Genomic DNA, 16,396 nt, shown 5'->3' with positions numbered 1-16,396 from the left:
CGACAGGCAAAGAATGATATTTTAAGCTTCTACAGCTATAGCGCATCTCTCACAGAGTGTGGGGTGATTATGATTTGTGCCAACGTACTTGCTGAAGCACCAGCAGCGCTCGCACTTGTCGCCCTCAGCCTTTGCTACAGCAAATGCTGTCTCGGCTGTGCCTGCCTTCTCTACCTCAACGCCTGAAACGATGAGGATATCCTTGAGCTGGTCTGCCAGTGAAGCATATCTGTCGTAGTCAGCGTCAGAGCTCTTGATGATTATCTTAGCCTCGAGAGACTTACCGATAGTCTTTTCGTTACGAGCGTCCTCAAGAGCCTTGTTAGCTCCGAGACGTGTATTGTAGATGAACTCCCACTTGTCCTTGAAGTCGTCGGTGAACTCGATACCGCTCTTCTCAGGCATCTGGTTGAGGAATACGCTGAGCTTGTCGTCGCCTGCGGAGTGAGGCATGAACTGCCATATCTCCTCGGCTGTGAATGAAATGATAGGTGCGGCAAGTCTTGTCATCGCACTGATTATGCGGTACATTGCCGTCTGAGCTGCGCGGCGGAGAACTGAATCCTCCTTCTCGCAGTAAAGTCTGTCCTTGATTATGTCAAGGTAGAAGTTTGACATATCTATTACGCAGAAGTTGTGGAGAGCGTGGAGCGCAATATGGAAATCAAATGCGTCGTAGCCCTTCTTCATTGTGTCGATAAGGTTATCCAGCTTCATGAGAGCCCACTTGTCCAGCTCTGTGAGCTGGTCGTCGCTTACGCTGTCCTTGTCGGGATCGAAGCCTGCACCGTTTCCAAGATTGCCCAGAATGAAACGAGCAGTATTTCTTATCTTCTTGTAAGCGTCGGAAAGCTGACCGAGAATTGGCTTTGAGATACGGATATCGCTGTGGTAGTCCGAAGAAGCTGCCCACAGACGGAGTATATCAGCGCCGTACTGGTCTGTTATCTCGCTTGGATCAATACCGTTTCCGAGGGACTTGTGCATTGCCTTGCCCTCGCCGTCAACGACCCAGCCGTGAGTGCAGACAGCCTTATATGGTGACTGTCCCTTGTATACGACTGATGTTAGGAGCGATGACTGGAACCAGCCTCTGTACTGGTCAGCACCCTCGAGATAGAGGTCAGCAGGCCATGAAAGGCTCGGGAAGTCCTTGCCCTCCATAACAGATGTATGGGATACACCGCTGTCGAACCATACGTCCATGATGTCGTATTCCTTGGTGAACTCGCCGCAGCCGCACTCACACTTAACGCTTGCAGGGATAAATTCCTTTGTATCCTTTATCCACCATGCGTCGCTGCCCTCCTTGCGGAAAAGCTCCGAGATAGCAGAGATAGTCTCGTCATTGCAGATAGGCTTGCCGCAGTCCTTACAGTAAACAACAGGTATCGGAACGCCCCATGTTCTCTGACGTGAGATACACCAGTCGCTTCTGTCGCGTACCATGCCCTTGATTCTGTCCTCGCCCCACTCAGGGATCCACTGAACGGACTCGATAGCCTTGATAGCCTCGTCCTTGAAGCCGTTTACGGAGCAGAACCACTGCTCTGTAGCTCTGTATATGATAGGGCTGTTACATCTCCAGCAGTGTGGGTACTGGTGGACGATCTTCTGTGTAGCCAGCATAGCGCCAAGCTCTGTGAGCTTTGCAGCGATAGCCTTGTTAGCCTGATCTGTGTCCATGCCCTCGAATTCGCCTGCTTCAGCAGTCTGCCTGCCCTTTGAGTCAACGCATACGATGATACCGATATCGTCGTACTTCTTGCACACCTCAAAGTCCTCAACACCGTAGCCGGGAGCTGTATGTACGCAGCCTGTACCGCTTTCAAGAGTAACGTGGTCGCCTACGATTATGGGTGACGGACGGTCATAGAGCGGGTGCTTTGTCTTCATGCCTTCGAGCTCTGCACCTGTGAAGATATGCTCAGTGGTATACTCAGTGATACCTGCTGTCTCCATAGTGGTCTTGACGAGCTCCTCAGCCATTACGTAGTACTCGTCGCCTACGTGAACAAGTGTATAGTTGTACTCAGGACCAAGGCAGATAGCAAGGTTGCCCGGGATAGTCCAAGTAGTTGTTGTCCAGATAACGAAATATATCTTTGAAAGGTCAAGTCCAAGTCCTGTGAAGATGCCCTTGTCATCAGTTACGTTGAACTTTACATAGATAGAATAGCATGGATCGTTAGAGTACTCGATCTCAGCCTCAGCGAGAGCTGTGTTACAGTCAGGGCACCAGTAAACAGGCTTCAAGCCCTTGTACATATAGCCCTTCTTTACCATTGAGCCGAATACCTCTACCTGCTTTGCCTCATACTCGGGACGAAGTGTCAAGTAAGGATAGTCATAGTCGCCCAGTGAGCCCAGTCTCTTGAAGCCCTTCATCTGGTTAGTGACCTGAGTCATAGCGTACTCACGGCAGTGCTTTCTGAGGTCTACCGCAGGGATAGCTCCGTTCTCAACGCCGATAGCCTTCATAGCCTTCAGCTCGATAGGAAGACCGTGGGTGTCCCAGCCGGGAACGTAGGGAGCACAGAAACCGTTCATATTCTTATACTTAACGATGAAGTCCTTGAGGGACTTGTTAAGTGCGTGACCGAGGTGGATCTCGCCGTTTGCATAGGGAGGTCCGTCATGGAGAACATATGAGGGCTTGCCCTTATTCTTCTCTACCATTTTGTAGTAGAGTCTTTCATCTTCCCATTTTTTGAGAGTTTCAGGCTCTCTCTTAGGCAGATTTCCGCGCATCGGGAATTCTGTCTGCGGTAAATTAAGAGTACTGTTATAATCCTGTGCCATACTATCCGATCCCTCTTACAAAAGACTGAGGGATCCTCCTTTCGATCTTTTTAATTTTTGATTATTCCTCGACCTCTGCCGCTACAGCAGCTGCGATCTCCTCTGCTGTTTCAGCCTTGTCCTCTGTCTCATCTTCAGCTGTCTCGTTGTCGAATGTCTCAGGCATAGATGAGATGAGCTCTAAGTGGCTCTTGTACATATCGAACAGGCTCTTCTTGAAGTCTGCTACCTGCTGCTGAGCCTCGATGAGAGCTTCCTTTTCCTTAGCGATCTCCTCGCGGTTCTTTTCCATAGCCTCAGCGTGCTGACGAACAGCCTCGTCCTCGAGAGCAGCAGCCTTTTCCTTAGCCTCTGCGATGATCTGCTCAGCCTTTTCGTTAGCGTCGTTGAGGACCTGATGTCCCTGCTTCTGAGCACCGAGGAGAGCGTCCTTGAGAGCGTCCTCGTCTCTCATATATTCTCTTACCTTATCAGCGAGCACCTGTATCTTGCTGTTAGCCTCTGCACGCTCGCGCTCCATTTCGTCGAGCTCTGCCTCCAGCTGTGAGAGGAATTCGTCGATCTCCTCCTGCTTGTAGCCGAAAGCTGCCTTTTCAAATCTCTTATTTCTGACGTCCTTTGAAGTTATCATTTCATTCACCTCTAAATATATTTTTTAAGATCAATGTGTATGCGTCCCTTTTTAGTAGAGCCGTTTATATCTGAAAGCACAAATCTTCCAATTCCCCTAATTGACAATACATCTCCGCCCCTGAGTTCGTAGGAGACAGATGAAACAGGCAGATGATTGACCTCTGCCTTATCTGAACGGATAAGCGCCGCCGCTTTTTCACGGCTTAAATGAGCGGCAAGTCCCACCACGCAGTCAAGGCGCAGAGAAGCCACCGTACCGCTGATAGTCTGGAACTTCTGAGCATTTTCCAGTTCAAAGGGCTTGTCATCGGCAATTTTCACGCCGACTCTGCCTATCTTTGATATAGAAGAGGTTATGCTCCTTGCAGCAACCTCAGTGACAAACGCCTGAGTGACACCCTCGGAGACAACTATATCCCCGATTATCTCACGTTTGAGCTGCAAGCCCATAAAGCTGCCGAGAAAGTCCCTGTGGGTGAGCTTGTCCTCGCTTCGGTAAGTGAAGGTCAGGCACACAAAGGGGTACTCCCCCTCCACATAGTCCTCGCAGTAATCGGGATAGACCGCAAGCATTTTCCGTCTTGCGTCATCGTATCCGCCCCAGAGCCGATACCTGAGCCCGCCTGTATGACCTTTGCACCAAGCCTCGGCTTCAACGCACTGTCTCTCGTCAAAAAAAGACGAGAACACCGCCGCGCCGTTTCTTTCGCACAGAGCTGTCATATCCGCAAGCCTTGCGGTAAAAAGCTTATCCGACGGCTCGTTCATCAGATGAATACGCCGTTATTCTCCAGCTCGCCGACTAAGTCCTCGCCGATGAATCCTACATTATAAGGAGTAATGATGTAGGTAAGATTAGCTACGGGCTTGAGGCTTCCGCCGTTTGCATAAGCAACGCCAACGAGGAAGTCGATAATTCTTCTCTTGTTCTCGGGAGAAGCTGTCTCGAGGTTGAGAACTACTGTTTTCTTAGCAATGAGGTGGTCAGCTATCTGCTTAGCGTCTGTGAAAGCAGATGGCTTTACAAGCACTACCTGTAACTGTGCTGTAGTCTGTATATTAACGACCTTGTTTCTTCTGCCGCCGCCGCCAAGACCGTTTGGTGCACCCTCATTCACGGGAGCGTCTTCCTGGTCGGAAGGCTGGAAACCGCCGCGCTCACGCTCGTGACGAACGGGAACATCAGCTTCAAAATCATCATCATCTGCAGCAAAGAAAAAATCCTTAATACCGTCAAAAAGTTTCATCTTAATACTCCTTCTCCGCATTATTTGTTTTTTATATTTCTCTTCACAGGATCAATGCGGAGTATCCCGTGTTGATCTCAGCATTCCGCTGCGAGTTACTTTGAATAGTCTCTTGCGCCGAAAAGACCTGTTCCGATACGCACCAGTGTCGAGCCGTACTTTATGGCTTCTGCGTAATCGTGAGTCATTCCCATAGAGAGCGTATCCATTCCCTTTCGCTCCGAGGAGACCTTATCGTAGAGCTCCTTCATTCTGCCGAGGAAGATATCGCTGTCCGAGGGCGGCGGGATAGTCATAAGTCCTCTTATACGTATGCCTTCGAGCTCCGAGAGCCCGTCCATAAGCTCGTCAAGTCCGTCGGGAGCGATACCGCTCTTGGAATCCTCTCCGCCGATGTTGACCTCGCAGAGGATATCCATTACCCTGCCGTTCTTAACGGCGAGGCGGCTTATCTCCTGTCCCAGCTTAAGGCTGTCAACGGACTGTATCATGCTTACGGAATTTATGATATATTTGACCTTGTTGGTCTGTAAATGTCCAATAAACTGTACCTCGGCGGACTTGTCATAAAAATCTGCCTTTGAAAGGTACTCCTGCACTCTGTTTTCTCCGAGAAGGTCTATCCCAAGCTCTACGGCGTGATTTATCGCCTCGGGAGCAACGGTCTTTGTGACCGCCATTATGCGGATATTATCGTCGGAGCTTCGGTACCTGTCCTTTGCTTCGGCGCACCTCTCTCTTATTATGCGCAGGTTCTCGTCGATATAAGCGAGATCATTCTTTTTCGTCATCTTTATCGACTCCCTCTAACATAATATCATCGTAAAGCTGCAAATACTCGCTTTCGGGATGTACCTTTGAGAGGACGTAATCATTTCCCTCAAATCTTACATCTATCTTCTTGAAGAGCACCTGCTCGCCCTTACGGATATAAACGCCCTTGCTTTTTATCGTCTTTTCCTTTTCATTGCCGTTTTCGTCGGTATAGGTCTCCTTGATATCGGCAAAGCGTATAGCCTCACGGGGAACCTTAAGTCCCTCGCACTGCTCATTTTTGTCGATAAGGGAGATCACCTCGACTATCTCGGCTCTGTGCTGGACAAGCTCGTAATTGAACTTGCTGCACGAAATGATGATAAGGCTCCTGTCGGGCTTTTCATCGCGGATATCATAGATAACAGCAGGGTAAGTCTCGGCGGAGGAATCAAACTTCAGCATGACATCCTTGCCGATCTCGTACTCCTTCTTGGAGTTGTCAGCAACGACGGCAAGATACCAGCCGTAGCCGTCGATAAGCTTTCCGACGACATTTGGCGCTGTTGACTTTCTGTCAGTGATGCTCTCTACCTCGTCGCAGGTGAGCTTGTCCAGCGTCTTGCTGCTGAGCTCCTCCTCATAGCCGTCGATATAGCTGGCAAAATAAGCGGATCTCTGTGCTTTTATGGTCTCGCTGGAGGAGAGCGTCTTTGCGTCGAGCTTGGCGATCTCTGACTTTATATCGGATATCTTCTGGTCGAAGCCCTGTGCCTCATCTGTCATTATCTGATAAGTACTGAGCTGTATGAGAAGATTGTCCTTCACTGTGTCAAGGCTTTCGTAATCCCCCATATCCCTGTAGTAGATAAAGCTCCTGTAGCTCTCATCGATATTCTCGGAGATGCTGGCAGGCTGGGCAGATTCCAGAGTACCCGGATTCTGTATCTTTTCAAGGATATTCAGTTCCTTGCTGAGCACAGCCTTCTGGTGCTTTATGCTGAGCTGCTCGTCGGAGGGATAGGCTTCTGCGATAACGCTGCCGTTACCGACCTTTCCGCCGTCGGACACATTATAGCTGAGCACACCGTTTCCGCTGTAGAGGATTATCTCTTCATCTCTTATAAATACGCCCTTGTATTCCTTTGAGGAAACCGAGGTCGCCATAAGAGCCGAGACTGTATTGCTCTCTCTGTTGCGGAAGTTATAAACTATGCTGACAAAAACTATCAGAAGCAGCACAAGGACGACGTTTCTAAGCGCCTTGACCATGAAGCTGCCATCCGACTTGGCAAATCTCATTCAGATCACCCTTAGTCGTTCTTTTCCGAAGCGTCGAGGATAGAAACTGCTCTTGCGGGGATAATAGTGGAAATAGCGTGCTTGTAAACAAGCTGCTGCTTGCCGTCGCAGTCGAAGATAGCAACGTAGCTGTCGAAACCTCTTACCATTCCCTTGAACTGGAAGCCGTTGGTCAGGATAATTGTAACCATTATCTTGTCTTTTCTGCACTGGTTAAGAAATACATCCTGCAAATTGATTGTTTTGTTCATACACATTCTCCTATCTGGTATATTTGTTTGCCTGCGTATTTTTGTGAGTAAAATGTTTTTCCAAATACAGTACACAGAAATACACACAGTTCATTATAGCACATTTAAAAATAATTTGCTATAGTTTTTTTGCATTTTTCTAATATTTCTTCATTTTTATTAAATCTGTCCAAAAAAAGCCATTCTATACGCCCGTTTTTCCGAAACCACGTCAGTTGACGCTTGGCATAACGCCGCGTTTCCTGCTTGATTATGGCGATACAGTCGGAAAGCTCCGCCTTTCCCTCGAAATATGGGATAAGCTCCTTATAGCCGATAGCATTGGCGGCGGTCTTCATGCCGCTCTCCTGCCAGAGCTGACGGGCTTCTTCGATAAGACCTGCTTTGACCATTTCGTCCACGCGCAGGTCTATTCGGTCGTATAAAGTCTGCCTGTCCTCGTAATTCAGCCCGATAATCAGGGAATTATACGGACTTCCCACCAATTTGCTCTCGCGCTTGAGGTCGCTGAATCTTCTTCCTGTAACATGACAAACCTCAAGAGCGCGGACTACTCTCACCAGATTATTGGGGTGTATGCCCTCTGCGGCTTCGGAGTCTATCTCCGCAAGACGGGCGTGGAGCGCCTCGTTGCCGTTTTCACGGGCAAAGGCATAGAGCTCCTCGCGGTAAGCCTCGTCGCTGCCGCCCTCGGAGAACTTCACATTTTCAAGGAGAGAATCCACATAAAGCCCCGTTCCGCCCACTATTATGGGGAGCTTTCCGCGGGAGAGCACTTCCTGTATCTTCTCGTTTGCAAGCTGTACATAGTCTGCGGCGCTGAAGCTCACGTCCCTGTCGAGGATACCCATGAGATGATGCGGTATTCCCTGCTTTTCGGCTTCTGTGGGCTTTGCAGAAGCTATATCCATGCCCTTGTATATCTGCATGGAATCGGCGGAGATCACCTCTCCGCCGTATATCTTCGCAAGCTCAACGCCCAGCCATGTCTTGCCCGACGCCGTCGGACCGACAACTGCAAGCACAAAGGGCTTGCTATTCTTTTCGTTCATTATCAACTTCTCCCGACTGTATGCGTTTTATGCTCTTTTTAAGCCTTAACTTTTTGCTAAGCCTTGCTGTGATGACCAATACGATTATAATTAACGCAAGAGCTATAAACATCACAGGCACAAGCACTATCATAAAATAGGCAGGTCCCTGATTCACATCGCAGGTCAGACTGCTGCCGTTTGCCTTTATGGTATAGGCAGGCATACCCCATGTTACCTTTTTCACCTTGACTTCATTGGTAGTACCGAGGATATTTCCGTCCTTATCGCAGTAGGCTATCTTTATGTGACGGTAATGGTTGAACAGTTTTTCAGTGCCCACTTCCACTGCAAACTCCATGTGCTTGTTTTTCGACTGGGGCGAAAGATCGACTTGTTCCAATGTAATGCTCTTATGCTTCAGAAACAGGCTTGTATAGCCGTCCTCGTCATATTTTGCAAGCTCACAGCTGCTGTCAACTCTGAGAACCGAACCATTATACACATTGAAATCCATATTGTTCTCTTCCCAGTTTCCTTTTACCAGTATATCTGCAAAAGCAGTACCCTCGGGAACTTCCCCGAAGCTTATATCCAGATGAGATGTATCAACATCCCATGCAAAGGCGGCAGTTCCGCCGAAAACGCACATGAACACCGCAAAATATACCGCAATAAGAGCTTTTGCCGTCCTTTTAATCCTGTTTTTTACTTTCATTATCAGCCTCTCCCGACTGTATTGGGATCCTCATTTTTGCGGACTGTCTTTCTGCAATTTTTTCTTTAATAATTATTACAGCCGCGCACACTGCGAAGAGTACCGCTGCCCAAAGAACAAGTGCAAGCAGATAATACTTCGGAGCCTTAAAAAATCTGCATCTGAGTTCATCACCGTCTGCTTTTATTTCATATGTAACATCATTCAGCGGCGTTTTTTTCACCTTGATCTCCTTGGTGATACCGAGGATATTGCCGTCCTTATCGCAGTATGCGACCTTTATGTGACGAAAGTGTTTTAATATTGGCTGAGTATAACCGCCGAAACACATATAATCGTCATTTTCCCCTCGGGCGATCTCAAGCCCCTCCAGATAAACAGAGCCATAATCAGTATGATTGAACATTAAGCTTCGATAATCGTCCTCGTTATACCTTACAATTTCGCTGTTTTCGCCGATATCAAAGTCAGGTATCAGCCCAACCAGCGCACAATAGTTGAAATTAGTATTAATATCAAGATCAAGACGGAGCTCATCACTGCTGTCCTTCAGGAGTATATCCGCAAAAGCAGTACCCTCGGGCACTTCTCCGAAGTAAATATTCATATGGTCAAAATCAACGTACCCTGACAATGCCATACCGACAAAAATATAAATAAGTACTGCAAAATATACTGCGATGAATAATGCTTTAACTGCTCGTTTCATGGTGCCTCCCTAGGTTCTTTTGAACTGATGTGAGATATTGCTCTTGGTCATGGTGAACATGACAGGTCTGCCGTGAGGACAATGGCGTATCCTCTCGTCAAAGTAGACCTGCTCCGCAAGGGATTGGAGCTCCGCGATATCGTTCTTGTCGTTGCCCTTTATTGCCGATTTGCAGGCAACTGTGTGGAGCATATCGTCCAGCACATGAGACTGTGGATCATGGCTGTACATACGGAGATTGTTTGCTATTTCGGAGATGATATCCTCCATATCCAGCTCCATTATGAAGGTGGGAACAGCCGTTGCAACAACGCAGGGCTTCTCAGAGAAATCAAAGGTGAATCCCAAATCCGCAAGGAGCTCCTGATTTGTTTCAAGGGCGCTGAACTCGTCACCTGTAAGGAGCACACGTACTCCCGTAAGGAGCTGCTGGCTGTACTGCTTGCAGTTGCGGCTCTTTAAGCGCTCGAATATAATTCGCTCATGGGCGGCGTGCTTGTCTATCATTATCATGGTGTCGTCGCCGACCTCTGCAACAACGTAAAGCCCGAATGCCTCGCCGATAACGCGAATCTTCGGCTTTTCCGTCCATACCGACTCCTTGGAAGCTTCGCTCTCCGCAGGCTTCTGAACAGGCGCTGCGGTGAATGCCTGCTGTGTGATGTAGCTGAATCCCTCCACAGTCTTCGGCGGCTCGGGCTCAGAAACAGACTCGGGAGCTTTTACGGGCTCGGGTATCTGCTCCTGTACGGGAGCAGTCTCCGCTTCTCTTTCATACACGGGAGCTGCCGCCTGTACGGGCTCGTCATAGGCAGGGCTCGGCGTAATATCCGCAGTTATGGGAGTTTCCTCAACTGCGGGCTTTGGAGCTGTGTACACAGGGGCAGGAGCTTCATAGACAGGCTTGGTTGTCTCGGCAAGCTTCTGCTCGGTCTCCTCTATCTTGTCAACGGGAGTGAACAGGAACTCCTGCTGCTTCATCTCCTCCTGCTCGGGAGCAGCCTTTGTCCAGTCCGCATGGGGTTTCAGCTCGAATTCGTAGATGAGACCGTCCTTCATCATGGCGTTCTTTACTGCGAAGTACACCGCGTCGGACACGGATTTCTCGTTGGTGAAGCGCACCTCCGCCTTGGTGGGGTGGATATTGACGTCCATAGTGCTGGGCGGCAGGTCAATGAGCAGTACGCAGGCAGGGAATTTTCCCGTCATTATCATGTTTGTGTAGGCGTTTTCCAGAGCCGCAGAACAGAGCCTTGAACGGACGTATCTGCCGTTTACGAAAAAGTTCTGGAAAGCGCGGTTATTCTTGGAGTACAGTGGCTTGATAACGAAGCCGCTTACCTTTACGCCCTCGTACTCATAGTCCACAGGCATGAGGTCACGGGCGAAATCACGTCCGTAAACTGCGTATATCGCTGAAAACAGCTCCCCGTCGCCGCTGGAGTTGAACTCCGTGCGGTTGTCGCGGATAAATCTGAAAGCGATATCAGGGTGAGACATGGCTATTTTCTGGAGGATAGTGCTCACCGCATTGCCCTCGGTGACATCCTTTTTCATGAACTTGCGCCTTGCAGGGACATTATAGAAAAGGTCGCGGATTATGACGGTAGTGCCGTCGGGGCAGCCGCTCTCCTCGTGGGACTTCTCCACGCTTCCCTCAATGGTATAGAGAGTGCCGTAGAGTCCCTCTTTCTGCTTGGTCATTATCTCCACACGGGCTACAGCGGCAACAGAGGCAAGAGCTTCTCCGCGGAAGCCCAGAGTAAGGATATTGTCAAGGTCTTCCTTTGCGCTTATCTTGCTTGTGGCATGACGAAGAAAGGCTTTGGGAACGTCGCCGAATGACATTCCACAGCCGTCGTCTGTAACGCGCATATAGGTAGTTCCACCGTTTTTTATCTCCACGGTGATATGAGAAGCGCCCGAGTCTATGGAGTTCTCAACCAGCTCCTTGATGACCGATGAGGGGCGCTCGATGACCTCGCCTGCGGCGATAAGCTCTGATATTTCCTTGCTAAGGACGTTGATAGGGGGCATTGTTTACTTCCTTTCTGACTGTCAGCAGCTCAGACCAGCTTTACCCATTCGGGAGTGAGTATCACTCCGCCGTATTCGATATGCTCGGCGGTATATTTTGCTGTGTCCATGCGTCCGAACTGCTTTTCCGATACGATAGCAAATGGACAGGCACTTGGCTCTGCGCCCTCCTTGATATCCATTTCGGGAACTATACCCTCGCCCAGCTCCAGCTCAGTCTGGACAGTACGGGTTTTCGGCAGTATCCACAGCTTTGCCGCAAGGGCTTTCAGCTTTTCAACGGCTTCTTTCCTGTAGGTATCCCCCTCAACATGAACTTCCTCCTGCGGTATCAGCAGGGTAAAGGTATACTCGCCGCGTATGGGATCCTCGTTCATGATGAAGCCGCGGACTTCGGAAAAGCCGCCGTAATTGAAGCACATCTGCTTGTAATCGTTGGAAGAGTCCTCGTCATAGCCCAGCTCGAAATCCTCTTCAAGCTTTTTCTGGTTCCATTCCATGATGTCCTCAATGGTATCGTTTTCGGCATGGTATGCGCCGTTTTTGAATTCGAGCCCTGCGTGTTTGATATATGCAGTGAGCTCCTTCATATTGTCAAAATCCAGCTCTGCGCGGCTGTATTCCATTATCAAAGAAAAATAAGCAGGCATGATTTGCACCTCTGTTTCAATTCATAATTCATAATGCATAATTTTATATTTGCGGACGACCATTGGTCGTCCCTACACGTTTTCTAAAGTTGAGAGTTGAGAGTTGACGGGACGTCGCCCCTACTTAGCTCTTAGTTCTTAGCTCTTAGTTCTTAGTTCTTAGCTCTTAGCTCTAAATCGGCTAAAGGCTCGGAACGCCGAGGGCGGCGTTCCCTACTGAATAGCTTTCAGCATATCGCTGAGGAGCTCGCGGCATTCGCTGTCCGTAAGCTCGTCTATATTAGTCTTTTCAAGCATTTCCAGTGCCGCTTCACGCCCCAGACTGCCGAAGCTTATCTGTCCCGATTCCTCGCGTTCTGCCGCAGGGCGCTCCGAAGCGTGCTGACGCTCCATTTCTTCAAGGAGCTCCTTTGCACGGGCGACTACCTTTGCAGGCAGTCCTGCCAGCTTCGCAACGTCAACGCCGTAGCTCTCGTCCACGCCGCCGCGGACTATCTTACGCAGAAATCTTATAGTGCCGCCGTGCTTGTTTACGGCGATACTATAGTTCTTCACGCCCTCAAGCTCGTCCTCCAGACCTATAAGCTCGTGATAGTGAGTAGCGAATAAGGTCTTGCAGCCCAGCTTCTTGGAATTGCAGATGAACTCCGCAACTGCACGGGCTATGCTTACGCCGTCAAAGGTGGAAGTACCTCTGCCCACCTCGTCAAGGATAACAAGGCTGTCCTTGGTGGCGTTTTTCAGTATATCCGAGACCTCGCTCATTTCCACCATAAATGTGGACTGTCCTGCGGTAAGGTCGTCGGAGGCTCCCACACGGGTGAATATCTTGTCCACCACGGAAATCTTAGCGGAATCCGCAGGCACGAAGCAGCCTATCTGAGCCATGAGAACTATAAGCGCCGCCTGTCGCATATATGTAGATTTACCCGACATATTAGGTCCCGTGATTATGGACATACGGTCAGCCTTTGTATCTATGTACAGGTCGTTTGGCACGAACACCTCGTCGGTGAGCATAAGCTCCACAACAGGGTGGCGGCCTGCCTTGATGTCGATAGAGCCGTCAATGGCGATATCGGGCTTTACGTACTGATTCCGCAGAGCCACATCCGCAAAGGAGCAGAGAACGTCCACAGCGGCAACTGCCGAGGCTGTTTTCTGTACGGCTTCAAGCTTTGTCGCAAGGAAGTCGCGTACCTCTGCGAAAATATCGGCTTCAAGGGAGAGAGCCTTGTCCTTTGCGCCGAGTATCGAGTTCTCAGCGTTTTTCAGCTCCTCGGTGATGAAGCGCTCGGCGTTGGCGAGAGTCTGCTTGCGTATCCAGCCCTCGGGGATAAGGTCGTAGTATGAGCGCGTAACCTCAAGATAGTAGCCGAACACACGGTTGAAGCCTATTTTCAGGTTTTTGATGCCTGTCTTTTCCTTTTCGCGCTGCTCTATCTCGTCGATAATGCTCCTGCCGTTGTTCATAATATGGCGGAGCTCATCAAGCTCCTTGTTGAAGCCCTCTTTTATCACGCCGCCGTCCTTTACGGAGATAGGAGGCTCGTCCATGATAGCGTTCTCAACAAGGTTCACCAGCTCGTCAAGAGTGGATATCTCGTCGTTATATCTCGCCAGAAGCTTTGAATCAGAGAGCTTTGCCAGCTCCTGCTTGATAAGAGGAAGCTGCATTGCCGTAGCCGAAAGCGATTTGAGGTCACGGGGATTAGCGCTCTTGTACATTACCTTTGTCATAAGGCGCTCCAGGTCGTAGACTCTGTCAAGCAGGTCAGTCATATCGGCAAGGACAACGCTCTTGCGGTAGAGTGCTTCAACGGCGTCAAGTCGCTCGATTATCCTTGCAGGGCTTTTCAGTGGCTGCTCTATCCAGTTTCTCAGCATACGGCGTCCCATAGATGTTTTGGTGGAGTCCAGAACCCACATGAGAGAGCCTTTTTTCTCCTTGCTGCGGAGAGTCTCAGTAAGCTCTAAGTTGCGCCTTGCATTGAGGTCAAGTCCCATGAACTGCTCACCGTTGAGAAGCTCTATTTTCGTAAATCTCGATACCGAGGTCTTCTGGGTATCGTTTATGTAGTCAAAAAGTCCGCATACTGCCGCGCAGTCTGCTCCGTCCTCGCTTATGCCGAGCTCGGTGACGGACTTAACGCCGAATACTGCCGCAGCCATGTCCCTCCGTGCAGAGGGAGTAAAGCATATGGTATCGCGGAGAGTCACCGCGCAGGAAAGTCTCACCTTTACGAACTCCGCAGCCGCTTTGAGGGACAGGAAGTTCTGAGGGAAGATTATCTCCGCAGGCTTGCAGCGTGAAAGCTCGTTGATAACGCCTGCTTCCAAGTCCTTGCCCTCGAAATAGCTGAGAGCCGCCTCGCCTGTGGAAAGGTCGGCAGAAGCCACGCCGCAGGTCTTGCTTTCCTCGTCGTAGTAGATACTGCAAATGTAGTTGTTGCTGCCGTCGTCCAGCATACTGCTCTCGGTGAGAGTACCGGGAGTAACTACCCTGATAACGTCGCGGACAACTATTCCCTTGGTCTCGGCAGGATCGGTGAGCTGCTCGCAGACAGCCACCTTGAAGCCCATGTCTATAAGCCTCTTTATGTACATATCCGCCGCATGATAGGGAACTCCGCACATGGGAGCGCGTTCCTCCAGACCGCAGTCCCTGCCCGTAAGGGTGAGCTCCAGAGCCTTTGAGACAACTACCGCGTCGTCGAAGAACATCTCGTAGAAGTCGCCGAGGCGGAAGAACAGGATACAATCGGTATACTTGTCCTTGACCTCGAAGTACTGCTGCATCATGGGGGATATCTTACTTCTGTCGATTTCCATTGGTTTAGCTCCTTTACATCTTAGTTACGATAAAAAACAATAAAACGGTAAAAGCTGCAACGAACAGCACAGCTCCCACAGCCATGAGGACTTTCACGGAGCCTGAGGGCTCGCCGCCTGTATTTTCGATAGCTATATCATAGACTTTCGCCCATCTTATAAGCTCCTCGCAGCCCTTGTCCGCCTTTTTGAGCCCGAGCACAGTCCTGCCGCCGCTCAGAACATTCACGTCATAGCCCTTGAAGCTTATCCTGTCGATATCGCTGTCTGCGCTTATATATCTAAGCTCCGCCTGCTGCTCCCTGTCAAATTCAAATCCCATAGCTTACATTCTGCTCAGGAACACAAAAAGTATTCCCAGTACAATGCCCAGAAGAATAGATAAAGCGATTATGAGTTCCCGTGCCTTCTGCGATTTTTTGGGATCGTTCGCCCCATCGTCATGTATCTCCACATGATTGCACCTTGCCCATTTTATCAGCTCACCGCAGTTGTCAAGAGTCTTGCTGAACGTTATGATATCCTTGCCCCCCGAAACTATCTTCATGCTGTTCATGACCGTGCCCTTTATGCAGTCTATCTCGCTGCTGTGGCAGGTTTTTCCCTTAACAGTGATCTCCTGACCGTTTACGTCTATGCGGAATTTTTTCATGGTTGAAATAGATATGAATGAAATAATGCTGCTTACAAGCAAGCCCACAGGCAGCAATAGCCTGAAAATGCTGAATCTCGGACTCAGCAGCGTTCCTATAGCGAGCATTGTACAGCTGAGCAGCGACAGAAAAGCAGAGGTCCTGCACTGCTTTATGCTGATTTCGGGCTGCGTCAGAGCAAAGCGCTCTGGCGGCGGTGTAATATAATTCGACTTTATGAGGTCGTTAACCGCCGATATCCTCGCCATAAGCTCGTTGTTAGTATTCTGAAATTTCCCCATACCCCCTTTTCTCCTTTATCAGTGACAGCCTGCGCAGGAAGCACAGCTGCCTGTGCAGCCTCCCTCGGGTATCTGGCAGGTCTCTGGATCCTCGCCGTTAGCGCACATACTAATTATCTGCTGCATATTTGACACCAGCTTTTCAAGAGCCTGCTGTGCTCCTGAGAAAACTATCATCTTCGGGTTCTTCATTATCTTGTTGTATACGCCCTTGAGCTCTGTATCGAGAGCCTTGATGTTGTCGGAATCGGGCTCCTCTGCGCTCATAGCGGTGCCAAGATTCATGCGGAGGTCCTCAAAATGAGCGATGTCCTCCTGAAGCTCCTTATCCTCATCGTTAGCCTGCTTTGCAAGCATATAAGCTGTGTATCTGTCGTCCTGCTGAAGTGCCTTTCCAAGCTCTCTTGTCATTTCCATAATATCCATTTTTAAATTCTCCTTAATAATTGATTTTTCTGCCTTTTCTAAGCCTGCGGCGTGAAAAGGACGCAAAGTTA

The 16,396-nt window shown here is 49.5% G+C and carries 16 protein-coding genes; all 16 read right to left on the bottom strand.

The annotated features are described in order from the left end of the window. Positions 1-21: 21 nt before the first annotated feature. The 16 genes from ileS to BT105_RS10130 all read right to left on the bottom strand — a co-directional run bounded on the left by ileS (position 22) and on the right by BT105_RS10130 (position 16,325). Positions 22-2,802 carry an isoleucine--tRNA ligase gene (gene ileS, locus BT105_RS10210; protein ID WP_072300652.1) on the bottom strand — a complete coding sequence of 927 codons (2,781 nt, stop codon included), beginning with the start codon at positions 2,800-2,802 and terminating at the stop codon, positions 22-24. 61 nt (positions 2,803-2,863) lie between these two features. Next, complete coding sequence (locus BT105_RS10205) at positions 2,864-3,433, bottom strand: DivIVA domain-containing protein (RefSeq protein WP_072300651.1); 570 nt, start codon at positions 3,431-3,433, stop codon at positions 2,864-2,866. A gap of 11 nt (positions 3,434-3,444) precedes the next feature. Beyond that, on the bottom strand, positions 3,445-4,203 hold the full coding sequence (locus BT105_RS10200; RefSeq protein ID WP_072300650.1) for a YlmH family RNA-binding protein: 759 nt from the start codon (positions 4,201-4,203) through the stop codon (positions 3,445-3,447). Further along, entirely contained in the window at positions 4,203-4,682 is a 480-nt protein-coding gene (locus BT105_RS10195) for a cell division protein SepF (RefSeq protein WP_072300649.1), read from the bottom strand. Before BT105_RS10195 ends, BT105_RS10200 begins: the two co-directional genes overlap by 1 nt. 95 nt (positions 4,683-4,777) lie before the next feature. Next, positions 4,778-5,473: a YggS family pyridoxal phosphate-dependent enzyme gene (locus BT105_RS10190; RefSeq protein ID WP_028516111.1), complete on the bottom strand. Its 696-nt coding sequence runs from the start codon at positions 5,471-5,473 to the stop codon at positions 4,778-4,780. After that, a complete protein-coding gene (locus BT105_RS10185) occupies positions 5,457-6,737 on the bottom strand; it encodes a biotin/lipoyl attachment domain-containing protein (protein ID WP_072300648.1) in 1,281 nt (426 codons plus the stop codon). The genes BT105_RS10190 and BT105_RS10185 overlap by 17 nt, the downstream gene beginning before the upstream one ends. A gap of 11 nt (positions 6,738-6,748) precedes the next feature. Then, positions 6,749-6,988, bottom strand: coding sequence for an RNA chaperone Hfq (gene hfq / locus BT105_RS10180; protein ID WP_019679069.1), 240 nt, complete (start codon positions 6,986-6,988; stop codon positions 6,749-6,751). A 104-nt stretch (positions 6,989-7,092) separates the two neighbouring features. Continuing rightward, a complete protein-coding gene (gene miaA, locus BT105_RS10175) occupies positions 7,093-8,040 on the bottom strand; it encodes a tRNA (adenosine(37)-N6)-dimethylallyltransferase MiaA (RefSeq protein WP_072300647.1) in 948 nt (315 codons plus the stop codon). Beyond that, positions 8,024-8,737 carry a hypothetical protein gene (locus BT105_RS10170; protein ID WP_072300646.1) on the bottom strand — a complete coding sequence of 238 codons (714 nt, stop codon included), beginning with the start codon at positions 8,735-8,737 and terminating at the stop codon, positions 8,024-8,026. Before BT105_RS10170 ends, miaA begins: the two co-directional genes overlap by 17 nt. Beyond that, on the bottom strand, positions 8,715-9,446 hold the full coding sequence (locus BT105_RS10165) for a hypothetical protein (protein WP_072300645.1): 732 nt from the start codon (positions 9,444-9,446) through the stop codon (positions 8,715-8,717). The genes BT105_RS10170 and BT105_RS10165 overlap by 23 nt, the downstream gene beginning before the upstream one ends. 9 nt (positions 9,447-9,455) lie before the next feature. After that, complete coding sequence (gene mutL, locus BT105_RS10160) at positions 9,456-11,483, bottom strand: DNA mismatch repair endonuclease MutL (protein WP_072300644.1); 2,028 nt, start codon at positions 11,481-11,483, stop codon at positions 9,456-9,458. A 29-nt stretch (positions 11,484-11,512) separates the two neighbouring features. Beyond that, positions 11,513-12,133 (bottom strand): hypothetical protein, encoded by a 621-nt coding sequence (locus tag BT105_RS10155; RefSeq protein WP_072300643.1) that lies wholly within the window; start codon positions 12,131-12,133, stop codon positions 11,513-11,515. A 213-nt stretch (positions 12,134-12,346) separates the two neighbouring features. Continuing rightward, the gene (mutS, locus tag BT105_RS10150) at positions 12,347-14,965 is read right to left on the bottom strand and encodes a DNA mismatch repair protein MutS (RefSeq protein WP_072300642.1); all 2,619 of its coding nucleotides are present in this window, start codon (positions 14,963-14,965) and stop codon (positions 12,347-12,349) included. A 13-nt stretch (positions 14,966-14,978) separates the two neighbouring features. Then, positions 14,979-15,287: a hypothetical protein gene (locus BT105_RS10145; RefSeq protein ID WP_072300641.1), complete on the bottom strand. Its 309-nt coding sequence runs from the start codon at positions 15,285-15,287 to the stop codon at positions 14,979-14,981. Between the two features lie 3 nt (positions 15,288-15,290). After that, positions 15,291-15,899 (bottom strand): hypothetical protein, encoded by a 609-nt coding sequence (locus tag BT105_RS14835; RefSeq protein WP_143186571.1) that lies wholly within the window; start codon positions 15,897-15,899, stop codon positions 15,291-15,293. A gap of 18 nt (positions 15,900-15,917) precedes the next feature. Next, on the bottom strand, positions 15,918-16,325 hold the full coding sequence (locus BT105_RS10130) for a YlbF/YmcA family competence regulator (RefSeq protein ID WP_028516101.1): 408 nt from the start codon (positions 16,323-16,325) through the stop codon (positions 15,918-15,920). Positions 16,326-16,396: the final 71 nt, after the last annotated feature.

It is taken from the genome of Ruminococcus flavefaciens, from assembly GCF_900119075.1.
In the GTDB taxonomy this organism is placed as follows: Bacteria; Bacillota; Clostridia; order Oscillospirales; family Ruminococcaceae; genus Ruminococcus; species Ruminococcus flavefaciens_Q.
Note: the sequence above shows the minus strand (reverse complement) of the source record. Positions and strands in the feature narration are given on the sequence as shown.

What these genes read in the sequence shown, in the direction of transcription:
- BT105_RS10195 (WP_072300649.1), bottom strand. Translation starts at nt 4,682, where the DNA reads ATGAAACTTTTTGACGGTATTAAGGATTTTTTCTTTGCTGCAGATGAT.
- miaA (WP_072300647.1), bottom strand. Translation starts at nt 8,040, where the DNA reads ATGAACGAAAAGAATAGCAAGCCCTTTGTGCTTGCAGTTGTCGGTCCG.
- BT105_RS10170 (WP_072300646.1), bottom strand. Translation starts at nt 8,737, where the DNA reads ATGAAAGTAAAAAACAGGATTAAAAGGACGGCAAAAGCTCTTATTGCG.
- hfq (WP_019679069.1), bottom strand. Translation starts at nt 6,988, where the DNA reads ATGAACAAAACAATCAATTTGCAGGATGTATTTCTTAACCAGTGCAGA.
- BT105_RS10145 (WP_072300641.1), bottom strand. Translation starts at nt 15,287, where the DNA reads ATGGGATTTGAATTTGACAGGGAGCAGCAGGCGGAGCTTAGATATATA.
- BT105_RS10205 (WP_072300651.1), bottom strand. Translation starts at nt 3,433, where the DNA reads ATGATAACTTCAAAGGACGTCAGAAATAAGAGATTTGAAAAGGCAGCT.
- BT105_RS10165 (WP_072300645.1), bottom strand. Translation starts at nt 9,446, where the DNA reads ATGAAACGAGCAGTTAAAGCATTATTCATCGCAGTATATTTTGCAGTA.
- mutL (WP_072300644.1), bottom strand. Translation starts at nt 11,483, where the DNA reads ATGCCCCCTATCAACGTCCTTAGCAAGGAAATATCAGAGCTTATCGCC.
- mutS (WP_072300642.1), bottom strand. Translation starts at nt 14,965, where the DNA reads ATGGAAATCGACAGAAGTAAGATATCCCCCATGATGCAGCAGTACTTC.
- BT105_RS14835 (WP_143186571.1), bottom strand. Translation starts at nt 15,899, where the DNA reads ATGGGGAAATTTCAGAATACTAACAACGAGCTTATGGCGAGGATATCG.
- BT105_RS10130 (WP_028516101.1), bottom strand. Translation starts at nt 16,325, where the DNA reads ATGGATATTATGGAAATGACAAGAGAGCTTGGAAAGGCACTTCAGCAG.
- BT105_RS10190 (WP_028516111.1), bottom strand. Translation starts at nt 5,473, where the DNA reads ATGACGAAAAAGAATGATCTCGCTTATATCGACGAGAACCTGCGCATA.
- ileS (WP_072300652.1), bottom strand. Translation starts at nt 2,802, where the DNA reads ATGGCACAGGATTATAACAGTACTCTTAATTTACCGCAGACAGAATTC.
- BT105_RS10155 (WP_072300643.1), bottom strand. Translation starts at nt 12,133, where the DNA reads ATGCCTGCTTATTTTTCTTTGATAATGGAATACAGCCGCGCAGAGCTG.
- BT105_RS10185 (WP_072300648.1), bottom strand. Translation starts at nt 6,737, where the DNA reads ATGAGATTTGCCAAGTCGGATGGCAGCTTCATGGTCAAGGCGCTTAGA.
- BT105_RS10200 (WP_072300650.1), bottom strand. Translation starts at nt 4,203, where the DNA reads ATGAACGAGCCGTCGGATAAGCTTTTTACCGCAAGGCTTGCGGATATG.